The 23,931-nt window shown below is 64.4% G+C and carries 21 protein-coding genes; 16 read left to right on the forward strand and 5 right to left on the reverse strand.

What is annotated here, in order from left to right; genetic code table 11:
* Positions 1 to 105: 105 nt before the first annotated feature.
* From HV744_RS04595 to HV744_RS04625, 7 genes are all read left to right on the forward strand, one after another.
* A complete protein-coding gene (locus tag HV744_RS04595) occupies positions 106 to 630 on the forward strand; it encodes a GNAT family N-acetyltransferase (protein WP_175148357.1) in 525 nt (174 codons plus the stop codon).
* A gap of 33 nt (positions 631 to 663) precedes the next feature.
* Entirely contained in the window at positions 664 to 1,455 is a 792-nt protein-coding gene (locus HV744_RS04600) for a TatD family hydrolase (RefSeq protein WP_175148358.1), read from the forward strand.
* Positions 1,456 to 1,507: 52 nt separating this feature from the next.
* Positions 1,508 to 2,248 (forward strand): ankyrin repeat domain-containing protein, encoded by a 741-nt coding sequence (locus HV744_RS04605; RefSeq protein WP_175148359.1) that lies wholly within the window; start codon positions 1,508 to 1,510, stop codon positions 2,246 to 2,248.
* Between the two features lie 254 nt (positions 2,249 to 2,502).
* Positions 2,503 to 2,859, forward strand: coding sequence for a Rap1a/Tai family immunity protein (locus tag HV744_RS04610; protein WP_175148360.1), 357 nt, complete (start codon positions 2,503 to 2,505; stop codon positions 2,857 to 2,859).
* A gap of 504 nt (positions 2,860 to 3,363) precedes the next feature.
* Positions 3,364 to 4,587, forward strand: a complete 1,224-nt coding sequence (locus tag HV744_RS04615; protein WP_175148361.1) for a mechanosensitive ion channel family protein — start codon at positions 3,364 to 3,366, stop codon at positions 4,585 to 4,587.
* 65 nt (positions 4,588 to 4,652) lie between these two features.
* Positions 4,653 to 6,065: an alpha,alpha-trehalose-phosphate synthase (UDP-forming) gene (otsA, locus tag HV744_RS04620; RefSeq protein WP_175148362.1), complete on the forward strand. Its 1,413-nt coding sequence runs from the start codon at positions 4,653 to 4,655 to the stop codon at positions 6,063 to 6,065.
* Between the two features lie 224 nt (positions 6,066 to 6,289).
* Complete coding sequence (locus HV744_RS04625) at positions 6,290 to 7,360, forward strand: glycosyltransferase family 4 protein (protein ID WP_175148363.1); 1,071 nt, start codon at positions 6,290 to 6,292, stop codon at positions 7,358 to 7,360.
* Here the strand turns inward: HV744_RS04625 and HV744_RS04630 are convergent.
* The 4 genes from HV744_RS04630 to HV744_RS04645 all read right to left on the reverse strand — a co-directional run bounded on the left by HV744_RS04630 (position 7,329) and on the right by HV744_RS04645 (position 9,756).
* Complete coding sequence (locus HV744_RS04630) at positions 7,329 to 7,562, reverse strand: hypothetical protein (RefSeq protein ID WP_175148364.1); 234 nt, start codon at positions 7,560 to 7,562, stop codon at positions 7,329 to 7,331. The genes HV744_RS04625 and HV744_RS04630 overlap by 32 nt on opposite strands.
* Before the next feature lie 129 nt (positions 7,563 to 7,691).
* On the reverse strand, positions 7,692 to 8,285 hold the full coding sequence (locus tag HV744_RS04635) for a BPSL1445 family SYLF domain-containing lipoprotein (protein WP_175148365.1): 594 nt from the start codon (positions 8,283 to 8,285) through the stop codon (positions 7,692 to 7,694).
* A gap of 481 nt (positions 8,286 to 8,766) precedes the next feature.
* Complete coding sequence (locus HV744_RS04640) at positions 8,767 to 9,216, reverse strand: hypothetical protein (RefSeq protein ID WP_175148366.1); 450 nt, start codon at positions 9,214 to 9,216, stop codon at positions 8,767 to 8,769.
* A 243-nt stretch (positions 9,217 to 9,459) separates the two neighbouring features.
* The gene (locus tag HV744_RS04645) at positions 9,460 to 9,756 is read right to left on the reverse strand and encodes a PsiF family protein (protein WP_175148367.1); all 297 of its coding nucleotides are present in this window, start codon (positions 9,754 to 9,756) and stop codon (positions 9,460 to 9,462) included.
* A gap of 436 nt (positions 9,757 to 10,192) precedes the next feature.
* Between HV744_RS04645 and HV744_RS04650 the strand changes: the two genes are divergently transcribed.
* Both HV744_RS04650 and HV744_RS04655 read left to right on the forward strand, forming a co-directional pair.
* A complete protein-coding gene (locus tag HV744_RS04650) occupies positions 10,193 to 10,489 on the forward strand; it encodes a YciI-like protein (protein WP_175148368.1) in 297 nt (98 codons plus the stop codon).
* A 583-nt stretch (positions 10,490 to 11,072) separates the two neighbouring features.
* The gene (locus tag HV744_RS04655; RefSeq protein WP_175148369.1) at positions 11,073 to 12,248 is read left to right on the forward strand and encodes a transposase; all 1,176 of its coding nucleotides are present in this window, start codon (positions 11,073 to 11,075) and stop codon (positions 12,246 to 12,248) included.
* Positions 12,249 to 12,368: 120 nt separating this feature from the next.
* On the opposite strand, the gene HV744_RS04660 is transcribed toward HV744_RS04655, so the two are convergent.
* The gene (locus HV744_RS04660) at positions 12,369 to 13,922 is read right to left on the reverse strand and encodes a mannose-1-phosphate guanylyltransferase/mannose-6-phosphate isomerase (protein WP_281363626.1); all 1,554 of its coding nucleotides are present in this window, start codon (positions 13,920 to 13,922) and stop codon (positions 12,369 to 12,371) included.
* A 641-nt stretch (positions 13,923 to 14,563) separates the two neighbouring features.
* Between HV744_RS04660 and HV744_RS04665 the strand changes: the two genes are divergently transcribed.
* From HV744_RS04665 to HV744_RS04695, 7 genes are all read left to right on the forward strand, one after another.
* Positions 14,564 to 15,961, forward strand: a complete 1,398-nt coding sequence (locus HV744_RS04665; protein ID WP_175148370.1) for an undecaprenyl-phosphate glucose phosphotransferase — start codon at positions 14,564 to 14,566, stop codon at positions 15,959 to 15,961.
* A 100-nt stretch (positions 15,962 to 16,061) separates the two neighbouring features.
* Positions 16,062 to 17,540, forward strand: a complete 1,479-nt coding sequence (locus tag HV744_RS04670; RefSeq protein WP_175148371.1) for a UDP-glucose dehydrogenase family protein — start codon at positions 16,062 to 16,064, stop codon at positions 17,538 to 17,540.
* Positions 17,541 to 17,586: 46 nt separating this feature from the next.
* Positions 17,587 to 18,048, forward strand: a complete 462-nt coding sequence (locus tag HV744_RS04675) for an arsenate reductase/protein-tyrosine-phosphatase family protein (RefSeq protein WP_175148372.1) — start codon at positions 17,587 to 17,589, stop codon at positions 18,046 to 18,048.
* Entirely contained in the window at positions 18,042 to 19,250 is a 1,209-nt protein-coding gene (locus HV744_RS04680) for a polysaccharide biosynthesis/export family protein (protein WP_175148489.1), read from the forward strand. Before HV744_RS04675 ends, HV744_RS04680 begins: the two co-directional genes overlap by 7 nt.
* A 92-nt stretch (positions 19,251 to 19,342) precedes the next feature.
* Positions 19,343 to 21,568, forward strand: coding sequence for a polysaccharide biosynthesis tyrosine autokinase (locus HV744_RS04685; protein ID WP_425497676.1), 2,226 nt, complete (start codon positions 19,343 to 19,345; stop codon positions 21,566 to 21,568).
* A 52-nt stretch (positions 21,569 to 21,620) separates the two neighbouring features.
* Positions 21,621 to 22,544 (forward strand): glycosyltransferase family 2 protein, encoded by a 924-nt coding sequence (locus HV744_RS04690; RefSeq protein WP_175148373.1) that lies wholly within the window; start codon positions 21,621 to 21,623, stop codon positions 22,542 to 22,544.
* A 127-nt stretch (positions 22,545 to 22,671) separates the two neighbouring features.
* Positions 22,672 to 23,931, forward strand: a complete 1,260-nt coding sequence (locus HV744_RS04695; RefSeq protein ID WP_175148374.1) for a glycosyltransferase family 4 protein — start codon at positions 22,672 to 22,674, stop codon at positions 23,929 to 23,931.

The following is a 23,931-nucleotide window of genomic DNA, read 5'->3' on the forward strand; positions in this document are numbered from 1 at the left end:
CCCCGGCCGCGGCGGGCGCATCGCGCCGCGCCGCTCAGGCTGGTCGTCCGCGATCTGGCCCGTGTTTCGTCCTGTCAATTCGCCTTCCATCTCAACAAAAGCACCATGAGCCTTTCTTACCGCGATGCCACGCTCGACGATCTGCCCGCGATCGTCGCCATCTACAACTCGACCGTACCGTCGCGGCAAGTCACCGCCGATCTCGAGCCGGTCAGCGTCGAAAGCCGGCTCGCGTGGTTTCACGCGCACGGCCCGCACAAGCGTCCGCTGTGGGTGGTGGAAGACCCGCAGCAGCCGGGCCGCGTGATCGCATGGCTAAGCTTTTCGGATTTCTACGGCCGTCCGGCCTATCTGCGCACCGCCGAAGTCAGCATCTATCTCGACGAAAGCGCGCGCGGCCAGGGGCTCGGCAAAAAACTGCTGACGGCCGCGCTCGCGGCCGCGCCGGCGCTCGGCATCGACACCGTGCTGGGCTTCGTGTTCGGCCACAACGAAGCGAGTCTGCGGCTGTTCCGCGGCTTCGGCTTCGACACGTGGGGCTCGCTGCCGCGCGTCGCGGTGCTGGACGGCGTGGAGCGCGATCTGGTGATTCTCGGCAAGCGCCTCGACACGGCCACAGCCGCCGCCTGATTCGCCTCACGCCATTTTTCGCAGGACATCATCATGTTTGTCGACTCGCACTGTCACATCAACTTCGAAGGACTCGCCGACCGCCTGCCGCAAGTGTTGGAAAACATGCGCAGCCATTCGGTCACGCACGCGTTGTGCGTGTCGGTCGATCTGGAGACGCTGCCATCCGTGCTGGAGATCGCCAGCCGGCACGAGAACGTCTACGCGTCGGTTGGCGTGCACCCGGACCACGAGGACATGCGCGAGCCGAGCGTGGCCGAGCTGATCGAGCTGGCCGCGCATCCGAAGGTGGTCGCGATCGGCGAGACGGGGCTCGACTACTATCGTCTGGAAGGCCGCACGATCGCCGACATGGAATGGCAGCGCGAGCGCTTTCGCACCCACATCCGCGCCGCGCATGCGACGAAAAAGCCGCTGATCGTCCATACGCGATCGTCGGCGGAAGATACGCTGCGGATCATGGCCGAGGAGCGCGCGAGCGAGCCGGGCGGCGTGATGCACTGCTTCACCGAGCCGTGGGCGGTCGCGGAGCAGGCGCTGGCGCAGAATTTTTATATCTCGCTGTCGGGTATCGTCACGTTCAAGAGCGCGACCGACGTCCAGGACGTCGCGCGCCGTGTGCCGCTCGATCGGCTGTTGATCGAAACCGATTCGCCGTACCTCGCGCCGGTGCCGTATCGCGGCAAGCCTAATGAACCTGCGTACGTAAGTTATGTCGGACGCTTCATCGCGCAACAACGCGAGATGCCGGACGAGGCCCTCGCCGCCGCGACCACGCAGAACTTCTTCAGGCTGTTCAAGATTCCCGCGCCAGTCGGTGCTTGATTCATAAAGCCGAGCAATATCAAAAGGATAGGGAAGTTTCCTAAAGTAAGATATGAAAAATATTTCGATGTCGACCGCTGCATTCCCACAGACTTCCGCCGTGCGCGGCGCGCTGGCAACGACCCGGCGCGGCGCGTCGCGGGTCGCGCTCGCCGCCACGTTCGCGTGCGCGGCGCTGACTGGGCTGAGCGCGTCGCCGGTGCAGGCCGCGCCGATCGATTCGCTGATCAAATCGGTCAAGTTCGACGACATCGACGGTGTCAACAAGCTGCTCGCCAAGGGCATGGACCCGAACAGCGTCGATAGCCAGGGCATTCCGCTGCTGGTGCTCGCCGCGCGCGAGAAGTCGGACAAGGTCGGCGCGGCGCTGGTCGCCAACCCGAAGACCAACCTCGAGATCGAGGACAAGGCCGGCGAGAACGCGATGATGATGGCCGCGCTGGTCGGCGACCTGAACTTCGTCAACCTGCTGATCGCGAAAGACGCCGAGGTCAACAAGAAGGGCTGGGCGCCGCTGCACTACGCGGCCGCGAACGGTCACGACGATATCGTCAAGGTGCTGCTCGATCATTCGGCCTACGTCGACGCCGGTTCGCCGAACGGCACCACGCCGCTGATGATGGCCGCGCGCGGCGGCCATGTGTCGACGGTGAAGCTGCTGCTCGACAACGGCGCGGATCTGACGGTGAAGAACCAGATCGGCATGACGGCGCTCGATTTTGCGAAGACCTACAAGGAGCCGGACGTCGTCGAAGGGCTGAGCGCGCGCCTGCAGCAGATGCAGAAGAAGTGAAATGCGTGGCGAACCGGACCGGCGGGCTGACCGTCGACCGGGTTCACCGCGCGTATCTGTCTGAACCTGTGCCTGAACCGCGGCCTGAGCCTGTGTCTGAACCGCAGCCCGAACCTCGGGCGGAAGATAGCGGCTGCCGGGCTGCTGCCGCCGCGTAAAACAGTGCAGAATGACGACTTTGGCGCGCCGCGTGGCGTGCCGTCCGGATGCGGCGACGAAAGACCGCCTGATAAACGACCCTCGAAAGGAACACCATGCTGCGGGCTTTGATTTTCGCCAGCGCGTTTGCCGTACCGCTATCGGCAGCCGCGTTTACGGGAGGCGACCTCAACAAGCTGTGCACCAAGACGGATGTGGCATCGCGCAGCGCGTGCGCGGCCTATATCGAAGGCGCCGCCGACGGCATCTTCAACACCATCGACGCGATCGGCGGCACCACCGGCCCGCGAGTCGGCCAGTACTACTGCCTGCCGCCCGACGCGCGCTCGGCGCAGTTGACCGACGCGGTGCGCAAGTACATCGCGGAAAATCCGAACGTCGCGGGCTACAACGCCAGCACGGCGATCTCGCTGGGACTCGGCAAGGCGTTTCCTTGCAAGAGCGGAAGCTGATCCGGGCGGTGGGCTGCAAGCGCGCGTGCCCGCGCGGGTATCCACTGCGGGCGCGTGGGCGTTGTAGTCTGGCGATGCGTTCGTGTCCGGGCCGGACAGTCGCGGGATTGCAAACCCGTTCCGGGCGGTATGCTTCAAATCTGCTTCAAATCTGCTTGAAACCCGGGATCGCCCGTATCCAGAACGGGCGATCCGGGCACCGTTCCCCACTTCGGGGCATGAACACCTAAGATGTCGTTAGATCCACGGGTGTGCCACGCGAACGCGGGGGAACATGCCGCCCGGGACGGCGCGTTGCCGGGTGCGGATGCGCCGGTATCGTCGGCGGGGCGCTGTCGGCGAAATCGCGCCCGCTCCGGCGGCGGGGCGCCGCCTGTTTGCCCGGCGTCCCGGCCCGCCGCGCGCAGCGTGCGACACGGCACGTAACGCCGCGGCCGCGCTTCAGGCGCAGCAGTCCTCGCAGCAGTCCTGTCTATCACTCAAGCCAGGAGGAACATGCCCCCCATGTCTACTTTCGACGACCTCAACCGTGTCGCCGAAGCGCCGTTGCATACGTGGTTCGGCGCCTTGGTCGTGTCGTTCATCGTGGTGGCGGTGGCCATCGGCGTCCATCGGTTCGGCGCGCGCGTCGTGATGCGCATCGCGCGGCCGCATCCGCTGACCAGCGTGGTGCTGCGCTATATCGACAAGCCGTCGCTGTTCGTCCTTGTGATTCTGGTGCTGGAAGGCGTGTGGGCCGAGGCGCCCGATACGCTCAATCACATCGAGCCGTTGCGCGATATCACCGCGATCGCGCTGATCGCGGCGCTCACGTGGCTGTCGGTGCGCTCGGCGGCGGCCATCGGCGAGGCGATCGTGCGCGCCCATCCGCTCGATACTGTCGACAACCTGCAGGCGCGCCGCATCCACACGCAGGCGCGGGTGCTGGCGCGCTCGGTGATGATTCTGATCGTGATCGTCGGCACGGGCGGCGCGTTGATGACCTTCCCGAATGTCCGCCAGGTCGGCGCGAGTTTGCTGGCCTCGGCGGGGGTCGCCGGTCTGGTCGCCGGTATCGCGGCACGGCCCGTGCTCGGCAATCTGATTGCCGGCTTGCAGATCGCGTTGTCGCAGCCGATCCGGCTCGATGATGTGGTCGTGATTCAGGGCGAGTGGGGGCGTATCGAGGAAATCACCGGCACGTATGTGTCGGTGCGTCTGTGGGATCAGCGCCGGCTGATCGTGCCGCTGCAATGGTTTATCGAAAATCCGTTCACCAACTGGACCCGCAGCAGTTCGCAGATCATCGGCACGGTGTTTCTGTTCGTCGATTACCGGATGCCGCTCGCGCCGTTGCGCGAGGAGCTCGCGCGGATCGTCGAGAGCGCGCCCGAGTGGGATCGCCGCGTGCAGGTGCTGCAGGTCACCGACGGCACCGAGCGCTCGATGCAGTTGCGCGCGCTCGTCAGTTCGCTCGACTCCGGTTTGAACTGGGATTTGCGCTGCCGCGTGCGCGAAGGACTGCTCGACTTCATCCAAAGGCACTATCCGCAATATTTGCCGCGCACGCGTGCCGAAGTGTCGGCGGAGCTGGAAACCGCCACGACCGAGGCGGTCGACTGGGTGCCGCGCAGTGCGCAGGCGCCGGCCGGCAGCACCGCCGCGCATACCGAGGCCGATCCGGTGGCCAGCCGTATCGGCCGGCCGAGCGCGGCCGAGGCTGCGCAGAAGGCGAAGGAAAAGGCGTAGCGGACCAGGCGCAAGCATCCAACGCGCACCTGCCCGCGCCGAGCGAACCAAGGAGGATATCCAGAATGGGTCGACTGATCGTCGTGTCGAATCGCGTCGCTACGCCGACGGAAACCAAAGGATCGGCGGGCGGGCTTGCGGTCGGCGTGTTCGGCGCGCTGAAAGATGCCGGAGGCGTATGGTTCGGCTGGAGCGGCGACGTGGTCAGCGAGACCGTCGCCAACGCCGGCCCGACGCTGGAACAGGACGGCGCCGTGACCTTCGCGACCGTCGGCCTCACGCGCAAGGACTACGACCAGTACTATCGCGGCTTCTCGAACGCGACGCTGTGGCCGGTGTTCCACTACCGCAACGACCTCGCCCGCTATGAGCGCGAGGAGTACGCGGGCTACCGGCGCGTCAATGCGTGGCTCGCGCACAAGCTGATCAAGCTGCTCGAACCCGACGACGTGATCTGGATTCACGACTACCATCTGATCCCGTTCGCCGAGGCGCTGCGCAGCGAGGGTGTCACGAACCGCGTCGGCTTCTTCCTGCACATTCCGTTTCCCGCGCCACAGATCCTGCTCAACATTCCGCCGCACGAAGAGCTGGTGAAGTCGCTGTCGTGCTACGACCTGCTGGGCTTCCAGACCGCCACCGACGAACTCGCGTTCCACGATTACGTGACGCGTCACGCGCGCGGCACGGTGAGCGCGGGCGGTCACGTCGAAGCGTTCGGCCGCAAGCTGCGCACCGGCGTCTACCGGATCGGCGTATTCCCCGACGAAATCGCCGAGCAGGCGAAGCGCTACGAAAGCCGGCAGCATGTGCTCGAGCTGAAGCAGAGCCTCGAAGGACGCAAGCTGATCATGAGCGTCGACCGGCTCGATTACTCGAAGGGTCTGGTCGAGCGGTTCCGCGCGTTCGAGCAGTTGCTGGAACGCTCGCCCGAATGGCGCGGCAACGTCACGCTGGTGCAGATCGCACCGCCGACCCGTTCAGACGTCGCCACCTACCAGAAGATCCGCCAAGATCTGGAATATGAAGCAGGACGAATCAATGGCCGCTATTCGGGCCTCGACTACACGCCGATCCGTTATCTGAACCAGCAGTACGACCGCTGGAAGCTGATGTCGCTGTTTCGCGAGTCGCAGATCGGCTTCGTGACGCCACTGCATGACGGCATGAACCTGGTCGCGAAAGAGTACGTCGCCGCGCAGAACCCCGACGACCCGGGTGTGCTGGTGCTGTCGGTTTTCGCGGGCGCGGCGGCGGAGTTGACCGGCGCGCTGCTGGTCAATCCGCATGATGCGATCGGCATGTGCGAAGCGTTGCAGCGCGCCTTGCAGATGCCGCTCGACGCCCGTCAGCGGCGTCACGAGATCAACATGGCGGCGCTGCGCAAGAACGATCTCGGTGTGTGGCGCGACACCTTCCTGAACGATTTGCGCAGCGTGCCGGCGCAGCAGCCGGGCAAGGGCGGCGGGTACACGTGATGGGGGCGACCCCGCGTCGGATGTAAGCCGAATGTAACAGCACCGAGCAAATGCAAGACCGAGGGCTTTTTGCCGGGCAGTAGGGAATAATGCTCCGATGCCAGTGGTGCACGCAGTCCGTGCGTCACCGTCGCATTGATTGGAGGTAACGGCGCTGTCATACTCGGCGTCGCTGACGCGCACCGCCACGAGGCGCAAGCCGTCAGTTCATGGAGACACAAAATATGAAAATTGCGCAGATCGCCCCCTTGACCGAATCGGTGCCGCCGAAGCTGTATGGCGGCACGGAGCGCGTCGTGTCGTACATCACCGAGGCGCTGGTCGAGCTTGGCCATGACGTGACGCTGTTCGCGAGCGGCGACTCCGTCACCAGCGCGAAGCTCGAAGCGGTCTGGCCGCGCGCGCTGCGTCTGGACCCGGGCATACGCGACCGCATTGCGCCGCATATGCTGTTGATGGAACTGGTGCGCCGCCAGGCCGAAGAGTTCGACGTGCTGCATTTTCACCTCGACTATTACTCGTTCTCGGTGTTCAAACGCCAGGAGACGCCATTCGTCACGACGATGCACGGCCGGCTCGATCTGCCCGAGCAGCAGCCGGTGTTCGACACCTTCAACACCGCGCCGGTGATCTCGATTTCGAACGCGCAGCGTCATCCGTTGCCGCAGGCCAAGTGGCTCACCACGGTCTATCACGGCTTGCCGGAGCAGTTGTACACGCCGCAACCGGTCGAGCAGAAGTACCTCGCGTTTCTGGGCCGGATCTCGCCGGAAAAGCGTGTCGACACCGCGATCCGGATTGCCGGGCGCTGCGGCATGCCGATTCGCATCGCCGCGAAAGTGGACGCCGCCGACCGCGAGTACTTCGAGCGTGAGATCCGGCCGTTGCTGGACTTGCCGTATGTGGAGTTCATCGGCGAGATCGCGGATAACCAGAAGGCCGAATTCCTCTCCGGCGCGCATGCGCTGCTGTTTCCGATCGACTGGCCGGAGCCGTTCGGTCTCGTGATGATCGAGGCGATGGCGTGCGGCACGCCGGTGATCGCGTTCAACCGCGGCTCGGTGCCGGAGGTGATCGACGACGGCGTGACGGGCTTTATCGTCGAGGACGAGATCGGTGCGGTGGCGGCGGTCAACCGTCTGCACAAGATGCCGCGTGCGGGCGTGCGGCAGCGCTTCGAGGAGCGCTTCACGTCGCACCGGATGGCGCAGCAGTATGTGGACGCGTATCAGTCGGTGATTCGCGCGCAAAAGCGTTCGCGCTTCAAGGTGATCGATACGTCGTCGGGAGGTTGAGGCGGCGGGTGCGGCTCATGCGCTGCGTCGGGCAGCGCATCGAGAAGCGCGGCACAGTGAAAAAGAACGGCGGTGTGCGATGCGCACCGCCGTTTTTCATTGCTGCTTCACGCTGAACGATTGAATCGGGCAACGAGCGGATTGCGGCAGCAAAGGCCTGGCAGGACCGCTTGAAAAGCGGTTCGACCGGAAGCTCCACCAAGCCTGCCACCGCGGCGCGCCACGATGCAGTCGCGGCACTGCGCAGGCTTGCGTGTGCCCCGGCCACCGCTACTCATGGAACCGGGCGGTGCGCACGCATGCCTCGCAGACCGGCAAACCGATAGCGCGCTCAGATCTTCAGACGCGATACCTTGGTGCCCTGCAACGACAGGTCGCCCATCAGGCCGGCATTGGTCAGCACGAATACCTGGACCGGCGCGGTTGCCGTGGTCGTGTCGACTGCGCCGTTGGCGCCGATCTTCACCAGTGCGACAGAGGCGTCGGCGCCGACCGACCAGCCATCCGCATTGCGGAATGTGTCCAGCGAGTCCTGCGTCATGAACAGGAAGATGATGGCCTTCGACTGCGCGCCCGCCTGCAGGCCGAACGAGCCGGAAGTCGTGCTGTAGTAGCCGACCGTGCTGCCGCCGACGCGCAGTGCCCCGTCGCCGTGCTGAGCGCCGACGATCAGGCCCGCCTGCAGAACCGACGGGAACACGAGCACGCCGCGCGCCTTCGAGACCAGTTCGCGCGAACCCTTCACGGACGTGAAAAGCCGCGACATTGCGCCGTCGACGTCGGCGTCGATCGAATGGCGTCTGGAGGCGTCGGTGGCGGGCGTGGGGTTGTTGCTGCTGGGCGACGTGGTGGTGCACCCAGCGAGTGCAATGCCTCCGAAAGCGAGCGCAGCGGTAGCCTTCAACATGAAGTTTCGTCTTTGCATCGTTTTTCTCCGTATGGTTCCGGGGCGCAACCTCGGCGATGTTGCCGGATTGCCTTTAAGTTATATCACGCGCAAGCGTAAAAGGCGCACTTCGCCGTCAAGCGAAAAGCCTTGTACGGCGGGGCTTTGCGGCTAACCCTAAGACGTCGGACTGTAATTTTGACCTGCCTCGATACGGACCGGGGAGGCTCGCGCGGCGGGTTCGATTGGCTTGCGGCGCAGCGTGCCTGCCGCGCGCTCACGCGCGCGAGGTGGAATGGCGACCGTGCGAACAGTCCGTTTTTACCGATTTTCAGGACCGGTGTCTGATTTTGAAATCGAATCAAAAGTGTTGCCTGGACGCCGCAGTCCGGTGCGTCGTCGTCGCAAGATGCATCGGGCGGGGCAGCAGGCGCTGCGAAACTCATGCCGTCAGCAGGCGTGCGCCGCGATCTCCTCGGTGATTTCTTCGTCGCGCGATGCGTGGCGTCGCAGCGCGCGCTCATCCATGGTTCGCTGGACTTTTGACCGGCGGCGCCCGCCGCAGCGCGCGGCGCACCATGCCGATCAGCATGCCGAGCAGGAACAGCGCGGCCGCCGGCACGACCCAGTAGCCGACGAACGCGTGCCATAGATAAGCCATCAGGGTCGAGCGGCGCACGCTGTATTCATTGCGCGCGTCCTGCTGGCGCGGCGCATTGGCGGCCAGCACGTCGGCCGGACAGCCGGCCGCTTGCGCGTCGCCGGGTTTGCCGTGGCAGCGCGCAGGCGCGCCGGCCGCGCGTTGTGCGTCGGTGAAATTCCAGGTGGTCAGCGCACGGTCGAGGTCGACGGCGTTGTACGCCATTTCCTCGCGGATCTCGTTGACCGCAACGATCGCCACGGGCACGGCCCAAAATACGATGACGACCAGCCACCGCCTCAACCAGCGGTTTTTATGCTTCGATACCATCCTTGCCTCCGATCGATGCTCAGCAGCACCAACGACAAGATGGCGGCCCGTCTAATAGTTGTATATGGGGGTGGGCCGTCTCCGCAGCCATCATAGAAGAAAAAGGCGCGTTCAGGCGGGTGGACTGCGAAGAGGGGGGCGACGGGAGAGACAGGCAATGGCCGCGCCGGACAATAGCGCGGCCGTGTTCGAGCGATGAGCGCTCGGTCACCGTGTTCGTCACACGGCGCCGCTGCGCTGCGTTCAGTTAGCCGGTGCGGACGACAGGCAGGTCTTCATGAACGCCTTGCGGTCGTCGCCTTTCTTGCCGGCGGCTTGCGTGTTGCACGCCTTCATCTTGTCCTGCTGGGACATCGGCGCGGCGGCGGCCGGCTTCGCGGACAGGCAGGTCTTCATGAACGCCTTGCGGTCGTCACCTTTCTTGTCGCCGGCCTGCTTGTTACAGTCGGCCATTTTAGTTTGCTGGCTGTTCTGCGCGAACACCGGCGAAACGAGAACCGCGCCGAGCACCAGCGTAGCGATAGCGGATTGGATTTTCATGTGACACTCCATCGGTGGTGAAAACGTTTTTGGTCGTCCATGCGCGGGCGTCAACGCCATCCAGGGCCCCCCGGCACGTCCATTATGGCAACTGCTGTCTGCCTGAACGGACAGAAGCGCATTCCGGTTGACAGGCGCTCACGCTCGTTTTCCCCTACGCGAAGGGGCAGGGCAAGGGGCCGGCGCTTGAAGCAGGCGAATGGCGGCAGTGTCGAGTTATGCTATGCAATCCAGATCAATTAATTAAGCTTATTTCAAATGAATTGAGTCGACCACTGTTTGAGATGACTGGTGAAAAATTTAAATGCTATTTGCGTTGCTGCGAATGCAAATGAATAGAAAATCGTCACAAAAGTCGGCCACATGCGATGTGGGTAATGTTGACTCGAACGTGGTTCCGATTGACCGTCTTTTTGCAAGCCATAGGAGGCTCGCCATGCACTACCTGTTGATGTACGACCTCGTGTCCGACTACCTCGAACGACGCGCCGCGTATCGTGACGAGCATCTGCGTCTCGCGTGGGCGGCGGCTGAACGCGGTGAGCTGGTGCTGGCCGGCGCGTTGACCGAACCCACGGACTGCGCGATGCTGCTCTTCAAGGGCGACTCTGCCACTGCCGCCGAAGCCTTTGCCAGAGCGGATCCGTACGTGCGTGCCGGACTCGTGACTCACTGGCGCGTGCGCGAGTGGACGACGGTGGTGGGTGATAGCGCCGCGAAACCTACGCGCTAGAAGCAAGTCAAACAAGCCGCATCAACCATGCGGGAAGGGGCAAAGAGGGCGCACGCGCAAGCAGCGCATGCGCCTCCATCACCGCACGATGCCTTGATGCGTATGCGCTGTTCGCGCGCCGCCCGCGGGTGTTGCACCCGCCATTCGCGGGGATGCCAAATGCGTAAAAATATGGTGTCAATCGAGATTGAAATTCGTAAATGCAATTCAGTGCTGTAGCGTGTAGTTGTGCAATGCAATAGTGCGGTCTGTCGTCGAGATGGCCAGTGCTTCTGTGACAGCAATGCGTGAAATGACGCAGTGAAAAGGACAAGATTGTTTCTATCCGTAACACTTGCCTCAACTGTATTCACGAAAACCCTGGTGATGGTATGCTTCGTGCACAAATTCTCCTATGCACGAGTGAGACCACGTTTTGTGCTTCGCAATAGGGACAAACCGCACCAAGTCAGGGCGGTATTGACCAGCCAACAGAACGTACAAAACATATTTGTGCAACCGAGGGCCGCACACGGATCGTGAAAGTTGAATCCGTGGCCGGCCCAAAGCCGCGGCCCGGCCAGGGCCGCGTGGAGAAAACCCAATGTTTTTCGATGAGCTAAGCAATGACGAATGGGCGCTGCTGGCAGTTCTTGTCTCTGACGAGCCGGCCGTCCGTCTGAACCGACGCGGTCGGCCCCGCGCCGAACCGCGGATCGTGGCGAATGCCGTCCTGTGGATTCTGACCACCGGCGAACCCTGGTCGAAGCTGCCAGGCCGCTATCCGTCGGGTCCCACGTGTCGGCGCCGGTTTGAAGAATGGCAACTGAACGGCACGCTGCTCGAAATGGTCCGGCTGTTGTCGCAAACCGGGCGCACCTTCGCGTACGTCCCCCAGCCGGCGCCGCCCGTCGCGGCCAAACCCGCAGCGCCGGCAGCGGAAACACCCAGCATGCGCGACGAGAGTTTGCGTGGCGTGTCGTGGAAGAGCCCCGAGTCGTGGCAGGCGGCCGGCGTGTCGGGCACGCTGAGCAACTGGCGTTCGGCCGATCCGATCGCCGACATCACGCGCCAGTTGTCCGGCCTCGCGCCTGCGGCGCCGGCGCCGGTGACACGCGCGCAAGCTGCGTCCGCCGCCTCCTTGCGGCCCGCGCCGCGTGCCGCTGTGCCTGCCGGCCTTGGCGAAGCGCGTGCGGTCGGTGCGGCGATGGAACATCTGGATTCGGCGATCGCGTCGGCACGCCGCGCGCACGCGCCGGGCGAACAGCGCAGCCCGCTGTCGATGAGTCTCGCGCCGCGCGGCACGCAGATCGCGGACCCGCACGGCTATCTGATTTACGTCGTGGCCGAGCAGGTGCCCAACGCAATGTATCGCGCATGGGCTGAAATCATGAAGGACGGCAAACGCGTCGAGCGTTCCGGCCTCGTCGGCCCGCGCTTTGCGGATGCGGCTGCGGCGGAGCAGTACGCGCTCGAATGGGCGCGGCAGTGGATCGACCGGGAGCGCGTGACGCAGGCCGCGGCCGAACCTGCCGGCGCGGCTCAAGCACCTTCGGCGCATGCGTCCAGGCAGGCGGCTCGTCCGTTGCCCGCGTTGCGTCATGTGCCGGAGCCCGTGGCGGTGAATCATGGCGCGCCTTTGCACGGTCCGCTCAATGCGTTCCGTGGACCGCTGCGCCGTTCTCCCGGTGAAGCGGCTGCCGCGAGCGCGGCGACCGACAGCAGTGCATCAGATCGTTATCCGTCGTCCTATACAGAACTCATCTCCCACGCGGGATGAGCGCGGCGGTCAGCGCGGCGGCTAGCACGGCGTCGGCATAACAGCAGTTCCCCGCGGCCGTCAGGAGCAACCGCCGCAGGTTCCCGCTTCATTCGTTGTGGTTCCAACTGTGTTACCCGATCACTGGCGTCCATACGTGTCGTCGAAGCGCACGATATCGTCTTCGCCGAGATACGAACCGGACTGGACCTCGATCATTTCGAGCGGCATCTTGCCCGGGTTCTCGAGACGGTGAGTGACGCCCAGCGGAATATAAGCCGATTCGTTTTCGGAGACGATAAAGCGCTCTTCACCTCGCGTGACGAGCGCGGTGCCGCGCACGACGATCCAATGTTCGGCGCGGTGATGATGCATTTGCAGCGAGAGCCGCGCGCCCGGTTTCACGACGATACGTTTGACCTGGAAGCGCTCGCCGGTGTCGACGGAATCGTAGTTGCCCCACGGCCGATGCACCTTGCGATGGTTGGCCGCTTCAAGGCCGCCGTCCTCGCGAATCCGGCCGACGATCTTCTTGACGTCCTGCACGCGCGACTTGTCAGCGACGAGAATCGCGTCGGCCGTTTCGACCACCACGAGATCCTGTGTGCCGACGCAGGCAATCAGGCGTCCTTCGGAATGCGCAAAGGTCGACGTTGCGCCTTCGAACATCACGCGGCCGCGGCCCACGTTGCGCTCGGCGTCTTTCTCGGAGATGTCCCAGATCGCGTCCCACGAACCCACGTCCGACCAGCCCGCCTGCAACGGCACGACCACGCCGGAGGCGGCGCTTTGATCGGTGCCGAGCTGCTCCATCACCGCGTAGTCGATCGAATTCGACGGCGATGCGCTGAACGCGTCGCGTTGCAGACGGAAGAAGTCGCCATCCGCCTTGCCGCCCGCGAACGCGGCTGCGCACGCTTCGTAAATGGCCGGCTGGAAATGGCGGATCGCCTTCAGCCAGGTCGACGCGCGCATGATGAAGATGCCGCTATTCCACCAATACTCCCGCGATTCGATATAACGCTGCGCGAGCTCCAGGTGCGGCTTCTCGACGAAGCGGTCGAGCTGATGCGCGCCGATCTTGCTGGATGCTTCGTTATCCGTAGCGTGTGCGTGATCAGGTGTGCCAAGCGCCGCGCCGATGCGAATGTAGCCATAGCCGGTTTCCGCACGGGTCGGCACGATGCCCATCGTGACGATGTGACCGGCCGCCGCGTGCTGCACGCCGGCAGCCACCGCAGCATGAAATCCGTCGCTGTCGGTGACCGCGTGATCGGCGGGCATCACGACCATGATGCCGTCCTCGTCCTGCGCGGCGATCGACAGGGCGGCCACCGTCAGCGCCGGCGCCGTGTCGCGGCCGACGGGTTCGAGAATCAGCCGGGTCGGCTTGCCGCTGGTGCGCAACTGTTCGGCGGTGGTGAAGCGCTGTTCTTCATTGGCCACCACGACCAGTTGCTCGGTGAGCGGGTAGCCGGATTCGAGTCCGTCGAGCCGGCGGGTGGTGGATTGCAGCAGCGAGTCTTCGCCGAGCAGGCCGATCAGCTGTTTCGGATGCTGTTCGCGCGACATCGGCCACAGCCGTGTGCCGGAGCCGCCCGCGAGAATCACGGGATGAACTTTGAGCTTGACGTTCATGGGCGTAGCTTGCGTGGACCGGGTGTCGGCGGGTGTCGCCGTGACCGGAGCTGTCATGTTGGACTCCTCGAGGCTGGGTGAATGCGTCGAGTTTTATCATGAAGTCAGGAATCAATAAAAGTGCGTTAAATAGAAACTATATAAAACGCGCAATAAAATTATCCGCTTGATGAAGAAATAATGTCCGACGAATTTATAAAAAAGAAAAATTACCAGAAAAAAATAGGCGGCAATTTTTTTACGCCCGATTCTGCGTCAGAATGACACCGCGCGGGGCGGCGTAAGCTTCGTAGGAAACCACGCGAGAAGGCCTGCATCGCCTTACGGCTTAACCTGTTTAACGCCTTTCAAGCACGCAATCCGGTAACAATTGCCGAACAAAACTCAGAAAAAATACTGAAACTTTGACTGATACAATTTGAGATATTTTGCGGTCTTGCAGTACGAATTTTAATATCGCTTTATCTATACTTGTACAAGGGTATTCACTCATTCCGACACAGATTTTTCGATCCGGCCATCAGACATTTTTCCGGATCGGGAAATGGCAGGGCAATCGCACCGGCTCAATCAGTTTCGCGTCGCGCATGAATTGGCGGACGCGCTTACCGGCGTGGTGCGCTCGCTTGCCGGACTGAGCTGCGACGGATTTAACCAACCAACGGACGGCACTTGACTGACGAACTGAGGGACAGCGCATGCTGAGCGTTCTATCGAGAATCATCGACATCGCCATGGTCGCGCTCGGCGCCGCCATCGCGGCGGCCGTGCACAGCGGGAAAGTCGTGTGGCTTGACGATATGCAAAGCGTGTCGCTCGCGTTCGGCTGTCTGCTGGTGGTGGTGTTTTTCCCGGCGCTGGGCATCTATCAGTCGTGGCGCGGCAAGCCGCTGTACGACCTGCTGTCGCGCGTCTCGGGCGGCTGGGTGATGGTGGAAATCACCGGCGTGCTGATCAGTTTCAGCCTGCACCGTGCGGACAACCTGTCGCGGCTGTGGCTCGTGTATTGGGCGATTGCGACGATCGCGCTGCTGATCGTCACCAAGATGGTCGTCTACTCGATCCTGCGCGGGCTGCGCCGCGAAGGCTTTAATCAGCGCGCGGTGGCGATCGTCGGCGGCGCGCCGTATGGGCGCTTCCTGATCGAGCAGATGCGCAGCCGCCCGGAAGCGGGCTTCAGCCCGGTCGTGGTGTTCGACGAGGACAGCACGATCAATCCCTACGAGGACCCGGACGCGGGCGACGCGATCGACGGCGTGCCGGTCGAGCGCGACTATCAGCGGATGATCCAGCTGGTGCGCCAGCGTGCGATCCGCGAGTTGTGGCTGGCGCTGCCGATCTCGAAGGAGAAGGCGATCCATCGCTTCGTGATGGATCTGCGCAACGACTTCGTGAACATCCGCTTCATTCCGGACGTGCGCAGCCTCACGCTGTTCAATCAGCCGATGGTCGAGCTGCTCGGCGTGCCCGCGATCAACCTGGCCGCGTCGCCGATCACCGATCTGCGCGTGCTGCCCAAGCGCGTGTTCGACCGCCTGTTCGCGCTGGCCGCGCTGACCGCGCTGGCGCCGCTGATGCTGGTGATCGCGGCGCTGGTGAAGCTCAGCTCGCCGGGCCCGGTGTTCTTCCGCCAGAAGCGCAAGGGCATCGACGGCAATCAGTTCGAGATCTACAAGTTCCGCTCGATGAAGATGCACAAGGAAGAGGCCGGCAAGATCACCCAGGCCACGCGGCGCGACCCGCGCATCACCGCGGTCGGCGCGTTCCTGCGCCGCACCAGCCTCGACGAGCTGCCGCAATTCATCAACGTGCTGCGCGGCGAGATGTCGGTGGTCGGCCCGCGTCCGCATGCGCTCGAACACGACGACATCTACAAGGATCTGGTGAAGGGCTACATGCACCGCTACCGGATCAAGCCGGGCATCACCGGGTGGGCACAGATCAACGGCTATCGCGGCGAAACTGACCGCATCGAAAAGATGATGGGCCGCGTCAAGCTCGATCTGTACTACATGCAGCACTGGACCTTCTGGCTCGACATCAAGATCGTCGTGCTGACGCTGTGGAAGGGCTTCGCGGGCAGTAACGCTTATTGAGTCCGGCGATCGAGCCCCGGTCATGCAAACGCAACGCAGCGCGTGACCGCACGCCTGAATCAACTCCACCGAATCAACTCCTTTTCCCGAGGTGCAACACATGAACCTGACGATCATCGGTAGCGGCTACGTAGGCCTCGTGACGGGCGCATGTCTGGCCGACATCGGCCACGACGTGTTCTGTCTCGACGTCGATCAGCGCAAGATCGACGTGCTCAATAACGGCGGCGTGCCGATCCATGAACCGGGTCTGCAGGAGATCATCGCGCGCAATCGCAAGGCCGGACGCCTGAAGTTCTCGACCGATGTCGAGGCCGCGGTCGCGCACGGCGATATCCAGTTCATCGCGGTCGGCACGCCGTCCGACGAGGACGGTTCCGCCGACCTGCAATACGTGCTGGCCGCGGCGCGCAATATCGGCCGCCATATGACGGGCTTCAAGGTGATCGTCGACAAATCGACGGTGCCGGTCGGCACGGCGTCGCGCGTGCGCGAGGTGGTCGCCGCCGAGCTGGCCGCGCGCAACGTCAGCCACATGTTCTCGGTGGTGTCGAATCCGGAGTTCCTGAAGGAAGGCGCGGCGGTGGAAGACTTCACGCGGCCCGATCGCATCGTGCTCGGTTGCGACGAGGACGTGCCCGGCGAAAAGGCGCGCGAACTGATGAAGCGCCTCTACGCGCCGTTCAACCGCAATCGCGAACGCACGCTGTACATGGACGTGCGCTCGGCCGAATTCACCAAGTACGCGGCCAACGCCATGCTCGCCACGCGCATCTCGTACATGAACGAGCTGGCCAATCTGGCCGACCGCGTCGGCGCGGACATCGAGGCGGTGCGCCGCGGTATCGGCTCCGATCCGCGCATCGGTTACGACTTCCTGTATGCCGGCTGCGGCTACGGCGGCTCGTGTTTTCCGAAAGACGTGCAGGCGCTGATCCGCACGGCGGCCGACCACAACGCGAACCTGCGCATTCTCGAAGCGGTGGAAGCCGTCAACGACACGCAGAAGAGAATCCTCGCGCACAAGATCGTCGCGCGGCTGGGCGAAGACCTGTCGGACCGCACGTTCGGCGTGTGGGGCCTCGCGTTCAAACCGAACACCGACGACATGCGCGAAGCGCCGAGCCGTCCGCTGATCGCCGAACTGCTGCGCCGTGGCGCGCGCGTGAAGGCCTACGACCCGGTCGCGATCGACGAATCGAAGCGCGTGTTCGCGCTCGATCTGCAGGACGTGCCGCAGCAGCACGCACGCCTGTCGTTCGTGAACGAAGAGATGGAAGCGGCCGAGGGCGTCGACGCGCTGGTGATTCTCACCGAATGGAAGGTCTTCAAGAGCCCGGACTTCGATTCGCTCAAGCAGATCCTGAAGACGCCGCTGATTTTCGACGGCCGCAATCTGTATGAGCCGGATGCGCTGCTCGAACTGGGTATCGAGTATCACGCGATCGGGCGGCAGCACGCTTTGCGCAATGCGCCGGCCAAGGTCGGCGCGCACAGCATGCCGCTTGCCGAAGCCGCTGCGGACCCGCATGCGTTCGCAACCGGCTCCGGCCGTGAGACCGCCGCTGCGAGCCATTAGGCCAGCAGGTCGCCAGGTCACCACGCGCCTCGTCAAGGAGCCCGCCATGTTCGCCAACGTTCTGATCGTCTGCCACGCCAACGTGTGCCGTTCGCCTGCCGCCGAAATGCTGTTCAAGGCAAAGCAGCGCAAGGCGTCGGAGGCGGGGCGGTCCACAGCGCCGATCGCGTTTCATTCGGCGGGCCTGCGGGCGATGAACGGCCACGCGATGGACCCGGTCATGCAGCGCCTGCTCGCCGAGCAGGGCGTTGCGCCCGGCATCCATTACTCGCGGCGCCTCGACCGCCAGCTCGTGCGCGCCGCCGATCTGGTGCTGGTCACCGAACGCGCGCAGGTGAGCGACGTCGAAGCGCTCGATCCGGCCTCGCGCGGCAAGGTCTATCCGCTCGGCAAATGGGAAGACGATTCCGACGTCGCCGATCCGCACGGCGGCGCGGAAACCGATTACAGGGAGAGTCTCGTGCTCATCGAACATCTGGTCATGGGATGGCTGAACAAAATATGCTGATGAAGAAACTCACTGCAAACTCATTCGCGCGCTGCAAATCGAAATTCGCCGCTACGCTTTTGCTGACGTCCTTTCTGTCGGCCTGCGCTACCGCACCGGGCAACTATCTCGACACGTCCCGTCTGAAAGAAGACGACCAGAACCGGCCCACCGAAACGTATCCGGTTCATCTGATCGACGCCAGCGTGATCACCGCGCAGGCGCAAGCCGCCGCCGCGAAGACCCAGGTGCTGCCGACCTCGCGTTACACCGACCCGTCGCAGTACGTGTACCGGCTCTCGCCACAGGACATTCTCGGCATCACCGTGTGGGATCACCCTGAATTGACCACCCCGCAGGGCAGCACGCTGTCGTCGGGCGGCAACACCACGCAGTCGATCGGCGGCGCGTTGCAGCAGCCGTATACGGCCGCGCTGCCGGGCCAGGCCGATCCGTACGGCCAGACCATCGCGTCCGACGGCACGATCTTTTTCCCGTTCGTCGGCCGCATCAAGGCCGCCGGCAAGACCACCAGCGAGGTGCGCGATCAGCTCGCCACCGGCCTCGTGCGCTATATCCGCAACCCGCAGGTCGACGTGCGCGTGCTGTCGTATCGCGGCCAGAAAGTCCAGGTGACCGGCGAAGTGAAGACGCCGGGGCCGCTCGCCATCAGCGACGTGCCGCTCACGCTGGTCGACGCGATTACGCGCTCGGGTGGCACGAACCCGGACGCCGACATCCAGCGCGTGCGCCTCACGCGCAACAACCAGCTCTACGTGCTCGACGCCGACCGCATGCTCGATCGCGGCGACACCACGCAGAACGTGATGCTGCAAAGCGGCGACGTGATCAACGTGCCGGACCGTACGGACGCACGTGTTTTCGTGATGGGTGAAGTGAAGACGCCGATCCAGTTGCCGATCATCCGCGGCCGGATGACGATTGCCGACGCGCTCACGCAGGGCGGCGGCATTCTCAACACCGACGCCAATCCGCGCCAGATCTTCGTGATGCGCGGCATGCGCGAGCATCCGACCAGGCCGGAGGTGTTCCGCCTCGACATGACGCAGCCGGACTCGATCATGCTGTCCTCGCAGTTCCAGTTGCAGCCGCTGGACGTCGTGTATGTGGGCACCGCCGCTTCGACCACGTTCAACCGTGTGTTGCAGCAGGTCCTGCCAAGCGTGCAGACGCTGTTCTACCTGAGGCAACTGACGCGCTGAACGTCTGAGCCGTAGACAGGCCCGCGCCGCATCGCCCTCACGGGCGCGGCGCGGGACCGAAGCAAACGCCGAAGCAACCGATACGGGATCGAATTGTGAGCACTCAAATTTCTCCACACATGGCTGGTCCGATCAAGACCGAAGAAGAAGACGTCGTCCTCGGACAACTGGTGCAGGTGATCCTCGACGACATCTGGTGGCTGCTCGCGATCGCCGCCGTGATCATCACGATGGCCGCCGCGTACTGCATTCTCGCGAAGCCGATCTATTCGGCCGACGCGCACGTGCGGGTCGAACAGTCCGACAACACGTCGCAGGCGCTCACGCAGACGCAGACCGGCGCCGCGATCACCACCGGCTCGAGCTCGCTGCCGACCGACGCCGAAATCGAAATCATCAAGAGCCGCGGCGTGGTCGGTCCGGTGGTGCAGCAGTTGAAGCTGAACTTCAGCATCACGCCGAAGACAGTGCCGCTGCTCGGCAGCATCGCCGCCCGGATGGCGACGCCGGGTCAGCCGGCGCGTGCGTGGCTGGGGCTGACGTCGTACGCATGGGGCGGCGAAAACGTCGAGCTCGATTCGATCGACGTGACGCCGGCGCTCGAAGGCCAGAAGCTGAACTTGAGAGTGATCGACGAGCAGCACTACGAACTGTTCGCGCCCAACGGCGCGCAGCTGCTGCGCGGCCAGGTCGGCCAGCAGGCGCAGGGCGGCGGGGTGACGATGCGCGTCAATCAACTGGTGGCGCGTCCCGGGCAGGAATTCACGGTGGTGCGATCCAACGACCTCGACGCGATCACCGCGTTCCAGTCGGCCATCAGCGTGCAGGAGCAGGGCAAGCAGACCGGCGTGATCCAGATCTCGCTGGAAGACAAGAGCCCCGAACACGCGGCGCTGGTCGCCAACGCGCTCGCACAGTCGTATGTGCGCCAGCACGTGTCGAACAAGCAGGAAGACGCGATCCGGATGCTCGACTTCCTGAAAAGCGAGGAGCCGCGCCTGAAGTCCGATCTCGAACGCGCGGAAGCCGCGTTGACCGCGTATCAGCGCCAGTCCGGCTCGATCAACGCGAGCGACGAGGCCAAGGTGTACCTCGAAGGCAGCGTGCAGTACGAGCAGCAGATCGCCGGCTTGCGTCTGCAGATGGCGCAGTTGACCGAGCGCTACGGCGACGACCATCCGATGCTGAAGGCCGCGCGCGAGCAGATGGCCGAGTTGCAGGCGCAGCGCACCAAATACGCGGACCGTTTCCGCGATCTGCCGGCCACCGAAGTGAAGGCCGTGCAGTTGCAGCGTGACGCCAAGGTTGCGGAAGACATCTACGTGCTGCTGCTCAACCGCGTGCAGGAGTTGTCGGTGCAGAAGGCGGGCACGGGCGGCAACGTGCACATCGTCGACGCGGCGCTGCGCCCGGGCGCGCCGGTCAAGCCGAAGAAGATGCTGATCCTGTCGGCGGCGGTGATTCTCGGGCTGATTGCCGGTACGGGTTTCGTGTTCCTGCGCCGCAATATGTTCAAGGGCATCGACGACCCGGATCACATCGAGCGGGCGTTCCATCTGCCGGTGTTCGGCCTCGTGCCGCAAAGCGTCGAACAGGCGCAGCTCGAAAGCGCGTACCAGCGCGGCGGCGAACGTCTGCGCTCGGTGCTGGCGAGCGCGCGTCCGAAGGACGTGACGATCGAAAGTCTGCGCAGCCTGCGCACCTCGATGCAGTTCACGATGATGGACGCGCGCAACCGTATCGTGATGCTGACCGGCCCGATGGCCGGGGTCGGCAAGAGCTTCCTGACGGTCAACCTCGCGGTGCTGCTCGCGCATTCGGGCAAGCGCGTGCTGCTGATCGACGGCGACATGCGGCGCGGCATGCTCGAACGCTATCTGGGCGGCGCGCAGGACAACGGCCTGTCCGAATTGCTGAGCGGCCAGATCTCGCTTGAAGAGGCGATCCGCAGTTCGAACGTCGAAGGGCTCAGCTTCATCTCGTGCGGCCGCCGTCCGCCCAATCCGTCGGAGCTGCTGATGTCGCCGCGTCTGCCGCAATACCTCGACGGGCTCGCCAAGCGCTACGACGTGATCCTGATCGACACGCCGCCGGTGCTGGCCGTGACCGATGCGTCGATCATCGGCGCGTATGCCGGTTCGACCTTCTTCGTGATGCGCTCGGGCATGCACAGCGAAGGCGAGATCATCGATGCGCTGAAGCGCCTTCGCGCGGCCGGCGTGCACGTGCAGGGCGGCATTTTCAACGGCATGCCGGCGCGTTCGCGCGGCGGCTACAACCGCGGCTATGCGGCGGTTCATGAATATCTGAGCACCTGAGCGCCGCACGCGTTCAGAACCTAGCGCAACGACGATAACAAAGGACATCACGATGAAAGTGACGGTACTGGTTCCGACTTACCGCCGCCCGGCCGATCTGGTGCGCTGCCTCGCGGCGCTGCAACGGCAGTCGCGCGCGCCGGATGAAGTGGTGGTGGTGGCGCGCGCCGACGACGACGCGACACACACCTGTCTGCGTGACCCGGCGGTGCCGGGCAAGCTGCCGCTGACGGTGGCGCTGGTCGAGGTGCCGGGTCAGGTCGCAGCGCTCAATCGCGGGCTGGATGCGGCCGGCGGCGACGTGATCGCGATCACCGACGACGACGCCGCGCCGCACGTCGACTGGGTCGAACGGATCGCGGCCGCGTTCGCCGGCGACGCGCGTCTCGGCGCGCTCGGCGGGCGCGACTGGGTGCACGAAAAAGGCCGCGTGCTGGATGGTGAGCGGCCGCTGGTGGGCAAGGTCACCGCGCACGGCAAGATCATCGGCAATCATCATCTCGGGGTCGGCCACGCGCGCGAGGTCGACATCCTGAAGGGCGCCAACATGAGCTACCGGCGCGACGCGGTGCGCACGATCCGCTTCGACGCGCGCTTGCGCGGTGCGGGCGCGCAGGTGCATAACGACATGGCGTTCAGCCTCGCCGTGAAGAACGCCGGCTGGAAGCTGATGTACGACCCGCGCGTGGCGGTCGATCACTTCCCCGCCGAGCGTTTCGACGAAGACCGCCGCGACGCGCAAACCATGGCGGCATTGCGCAACGCCGCGTTCAACTTCCATCTGATCCTGCGCGACCAGTTGCCGCCGCTGCGCCGCGAAACCGCGTGGTGGTGGTGGACGCTGGTCGGCACACGGCTCTATCCGGGGCTCACGCATGCGGCGCTCGCGCTCGTCTCGAAGCAGGCGGGCCTGAAGCTATCGCGCTGGCGCGCGGTGCGCACCGGCGCGCATGAGGCGCGCCGCGCGCTGTCCTGAGTCACGTGAGCCACGTGAGCCACGTGAGCCAGGCGGCCCCCACAGCATCGCGCACGTTCGCGCATCGGCGCACGGCCCCCGCCAGGGCCGCCGATGCCTCTTTCCACCGGCAGAGCGGAGTGTCTGCATGAGTACGAAAGTTCACGTTCATCTGTTTTACGGCGCCGACCCGCGCTTCTACCGGCCGGGCGACAACATCGGCTGCCTGTACGGCTATCACCACGCCGAGTCCGACGCGTTCAAGCTGACCTATTCGCAGGACGCGCGCGAAGGCAAGCCGGTGCGCCTCTTGCGCCGCGCGCTGAAAGCGCTGCTGGGGTTCGACTTCATCCATACGTGGCGCAACCGCGCCGAGATGCTGCGCTCCGACGTGATCTGGACGCACACCGAACAGGAATGGCTGTCCGCCGCGCTGATGCTGCTGCTGAGCGGACGCAAGGCGGGCACAGCCGCGTCGCCGCTGCTGCTCGCGCAAAGCGTGTGGCTGCTCGACAAGTGGCCTTCGTACGGGATTCTGCGCAGATGGCTGTATCGCAGGCTGATGACTCGCGCCGATCAGTTGACCACGCTCGCCAGCGAGAACGCCGATCTGTGCCAGCGCTATTTCAAGCGTGAAGCGCGGCCGCTGCTCTACGGTCTCAATACACGTGACTTTCCGGTCAACGCGCCGACCCAATGGACGCCGCATACGCCGATCCGCATCGCCGCGATCGGCAACGACCGCGACCGCGATTGGGAGACGCTCATCAAGGCCTTCGGCAACGATCCGCGTTACACCGTGAAGCTCGCGACGCGGCGGCGGATTCCCGCATCGCTGCGCGCGCCGAACGTCGAGATCGCGTTGTTCTCGGGCATCCGCAAGCAGCACGAACTGTATGACTGGGCCGACGTGATCGTCGTGCCGTTGCGGCCCAATTCGCACGCGTCGGGCATCACCGTGATGCTCGAAGCGGCGGCGGTCGGCAAGCCGATGGTGGTGACGAACGTCGGCGCATTGCAGGATTATTTTCCGGGGGACGAGGCGGCCTATATCCCGCCGTTCAATCCGCAGGCGCTGCGCGACGCGGTCGACCGGCTCGCCGCGGCGCCGGCCGAGGCGTTGCGCCAGGCGCAGGCGGCGGCCGCCGGTTTGCTGTCGCGCGATCTGACCACGCAGCACTATGCGATGCAGCACGTGCGGATTACCGAGGACATGCTGCGCGCGCGTGCTCATACCCAAGCGCACGCGCAAACGACAACGCAAGCGCAGGCGCAGGCGCACACGCGCACTCAGGCGCAAGCGCATACCCCGACCGCCGCCCAGGCGCACGCGCCAAAGCAGGCCTATGCGCCAAAGCAGGCGCAGCCCCCGCGCGCTGCCGCGCGCGAATCACGCGGAGGTCTCTGA

It is taken from the genome of Paraburkholderia ultramafica, assembly GCF_902859915.1.
Classification (GTDB): domain Bacteria; phylum Pseudomonadota; class Gammaproteobacteria; order Burkholderiales; family Burkholderiaceae; genus Paraburkholderia; species Paraburkholderia ultramafica.

Coding starts and splice junctions, on each gene's coding strand:
- HV744_RS04595 (WP_175148357.1), top strand. CDS start 106: ATGAGCCTTTCTTACCGCGATGCCACGCTCGACGATCTGCCCGCGATC.
- HV744_RS04600 (WP_175148358.1), top strand. CDS start 664: ATGTTTGTCGACTCGCACTGTCACATCAACTTCGAAGGACTCGCCGAC.
- HV744_RS04605 (WP_175148359.1), top strand. CDS start 1,508: ATGAAAAATATTTCGATGTCGACCGCTGCATTCCCACAGACTTCCGCC.
- HV744_RS04610 (WP_175148360.1), top strand. CDS start 2,503: ATGCTGCGGGCTTTGATTTTCGCCAGCGCGTTTGCCGTACCGCTATCG.
- HV744_RS04615 (WP_175148361.1), top strand. CDS start 3,364: ATGTCTACTTTCGACGACCTCAACCGTGTCGCCGAAGCGCCGTTGCAT.
- otsA (WP_175148362.1), top strand. CDS start 4,653: ATGGGTCGACTGATCGTCGTGTCGAATCGCGTCGCTACGCCGACGGAA.
- HV744_RS04625 (WP_175148363.1), top strand. CDS start 6,290: ATGAAAATTGCGCAGATCGCCCCCTTGACCGAATCGGTGCCGCCGAAG.
- HV744_RS04635 (WP_175148365.1), bottom strand. CDS start 8,285: ATGCAAAGACGAAACTTCATGTTGAAGGCTACCGCTGCGCTCGCTTTC.
- HV744_RS04640 (WP_175148366.1), bottom strand. CDS start 9,216: ATGGTATCGAAGCATAAAAACCGCTGGTTGAGGCGGTGGCTGGTCGTC.
- HV744_RS04645 (WP_175148367.1), bottom strand. CDS start 9,756: ATGAAAATCCAATCCGCTATCGCTACGCTGGTGCTCGGCGCGGTTCTC.
- HV744_RS04650 (WP_175148368.1), top strand. CDS start 10,193: ATGCACTACCTGTTGATGTACGACCTCGTGTCCGACTACCTCGAACGA.
- HV744_RS04655 (WP_175148369.1), top strand. CDS start 11,073: ATGTTTTTCGATGAGCTAAGCAATGACGAATGGGCGCTGCTGGCAGTT.
- HV744_RS04660 (WP_281363626.1), bottom strand. CDS start 13,922: ATGACAGCTCCGGTCACGGCGACACCCGCCGACACCCGGTCCACGCAA.
- HV744_RS04665 (WP_175148370.1), top strand. CDS start 14,564: ATGCTGAGCGTTCTATCGAGAATCATCGACATCGCCATGGTCGCGCTC.
- HV744_RS04670 (WP_175148371.1), top strand. CDS start 16,062: ATGAACCTGACGATCATCGGTAGCGGCTACGTAGGCCTCGTGACGGGC.
- HV744_RS04675 (WP_175148372.1), top strand. CDS start 17,587: ATGTTCGCCAACGTTCTGATCGTCTGCCACGCCAACGTGTGCCGTTCG.
- HV744_RS04680 (WP_175148489.1), top strand. CDS start 18,042: ATGCTGATGAAGAAACTCACTGCAAACTCATTCGCGCGCTGCAAATCG.
- HV744_RS04690 (WP_175148373.1), top strand. CDS start 21,621: ATGAAAGTGACGGTACTGGTTCCGACTTACCGCCGCCCGGCCGATCTG.
- HV744_RS04695 (WP_175148374.1), top strand. CDS start 22,672: ATGAGTACGAAAGTTCACGTTCATCTGTTTTACGGCGCCGACCCGCGC.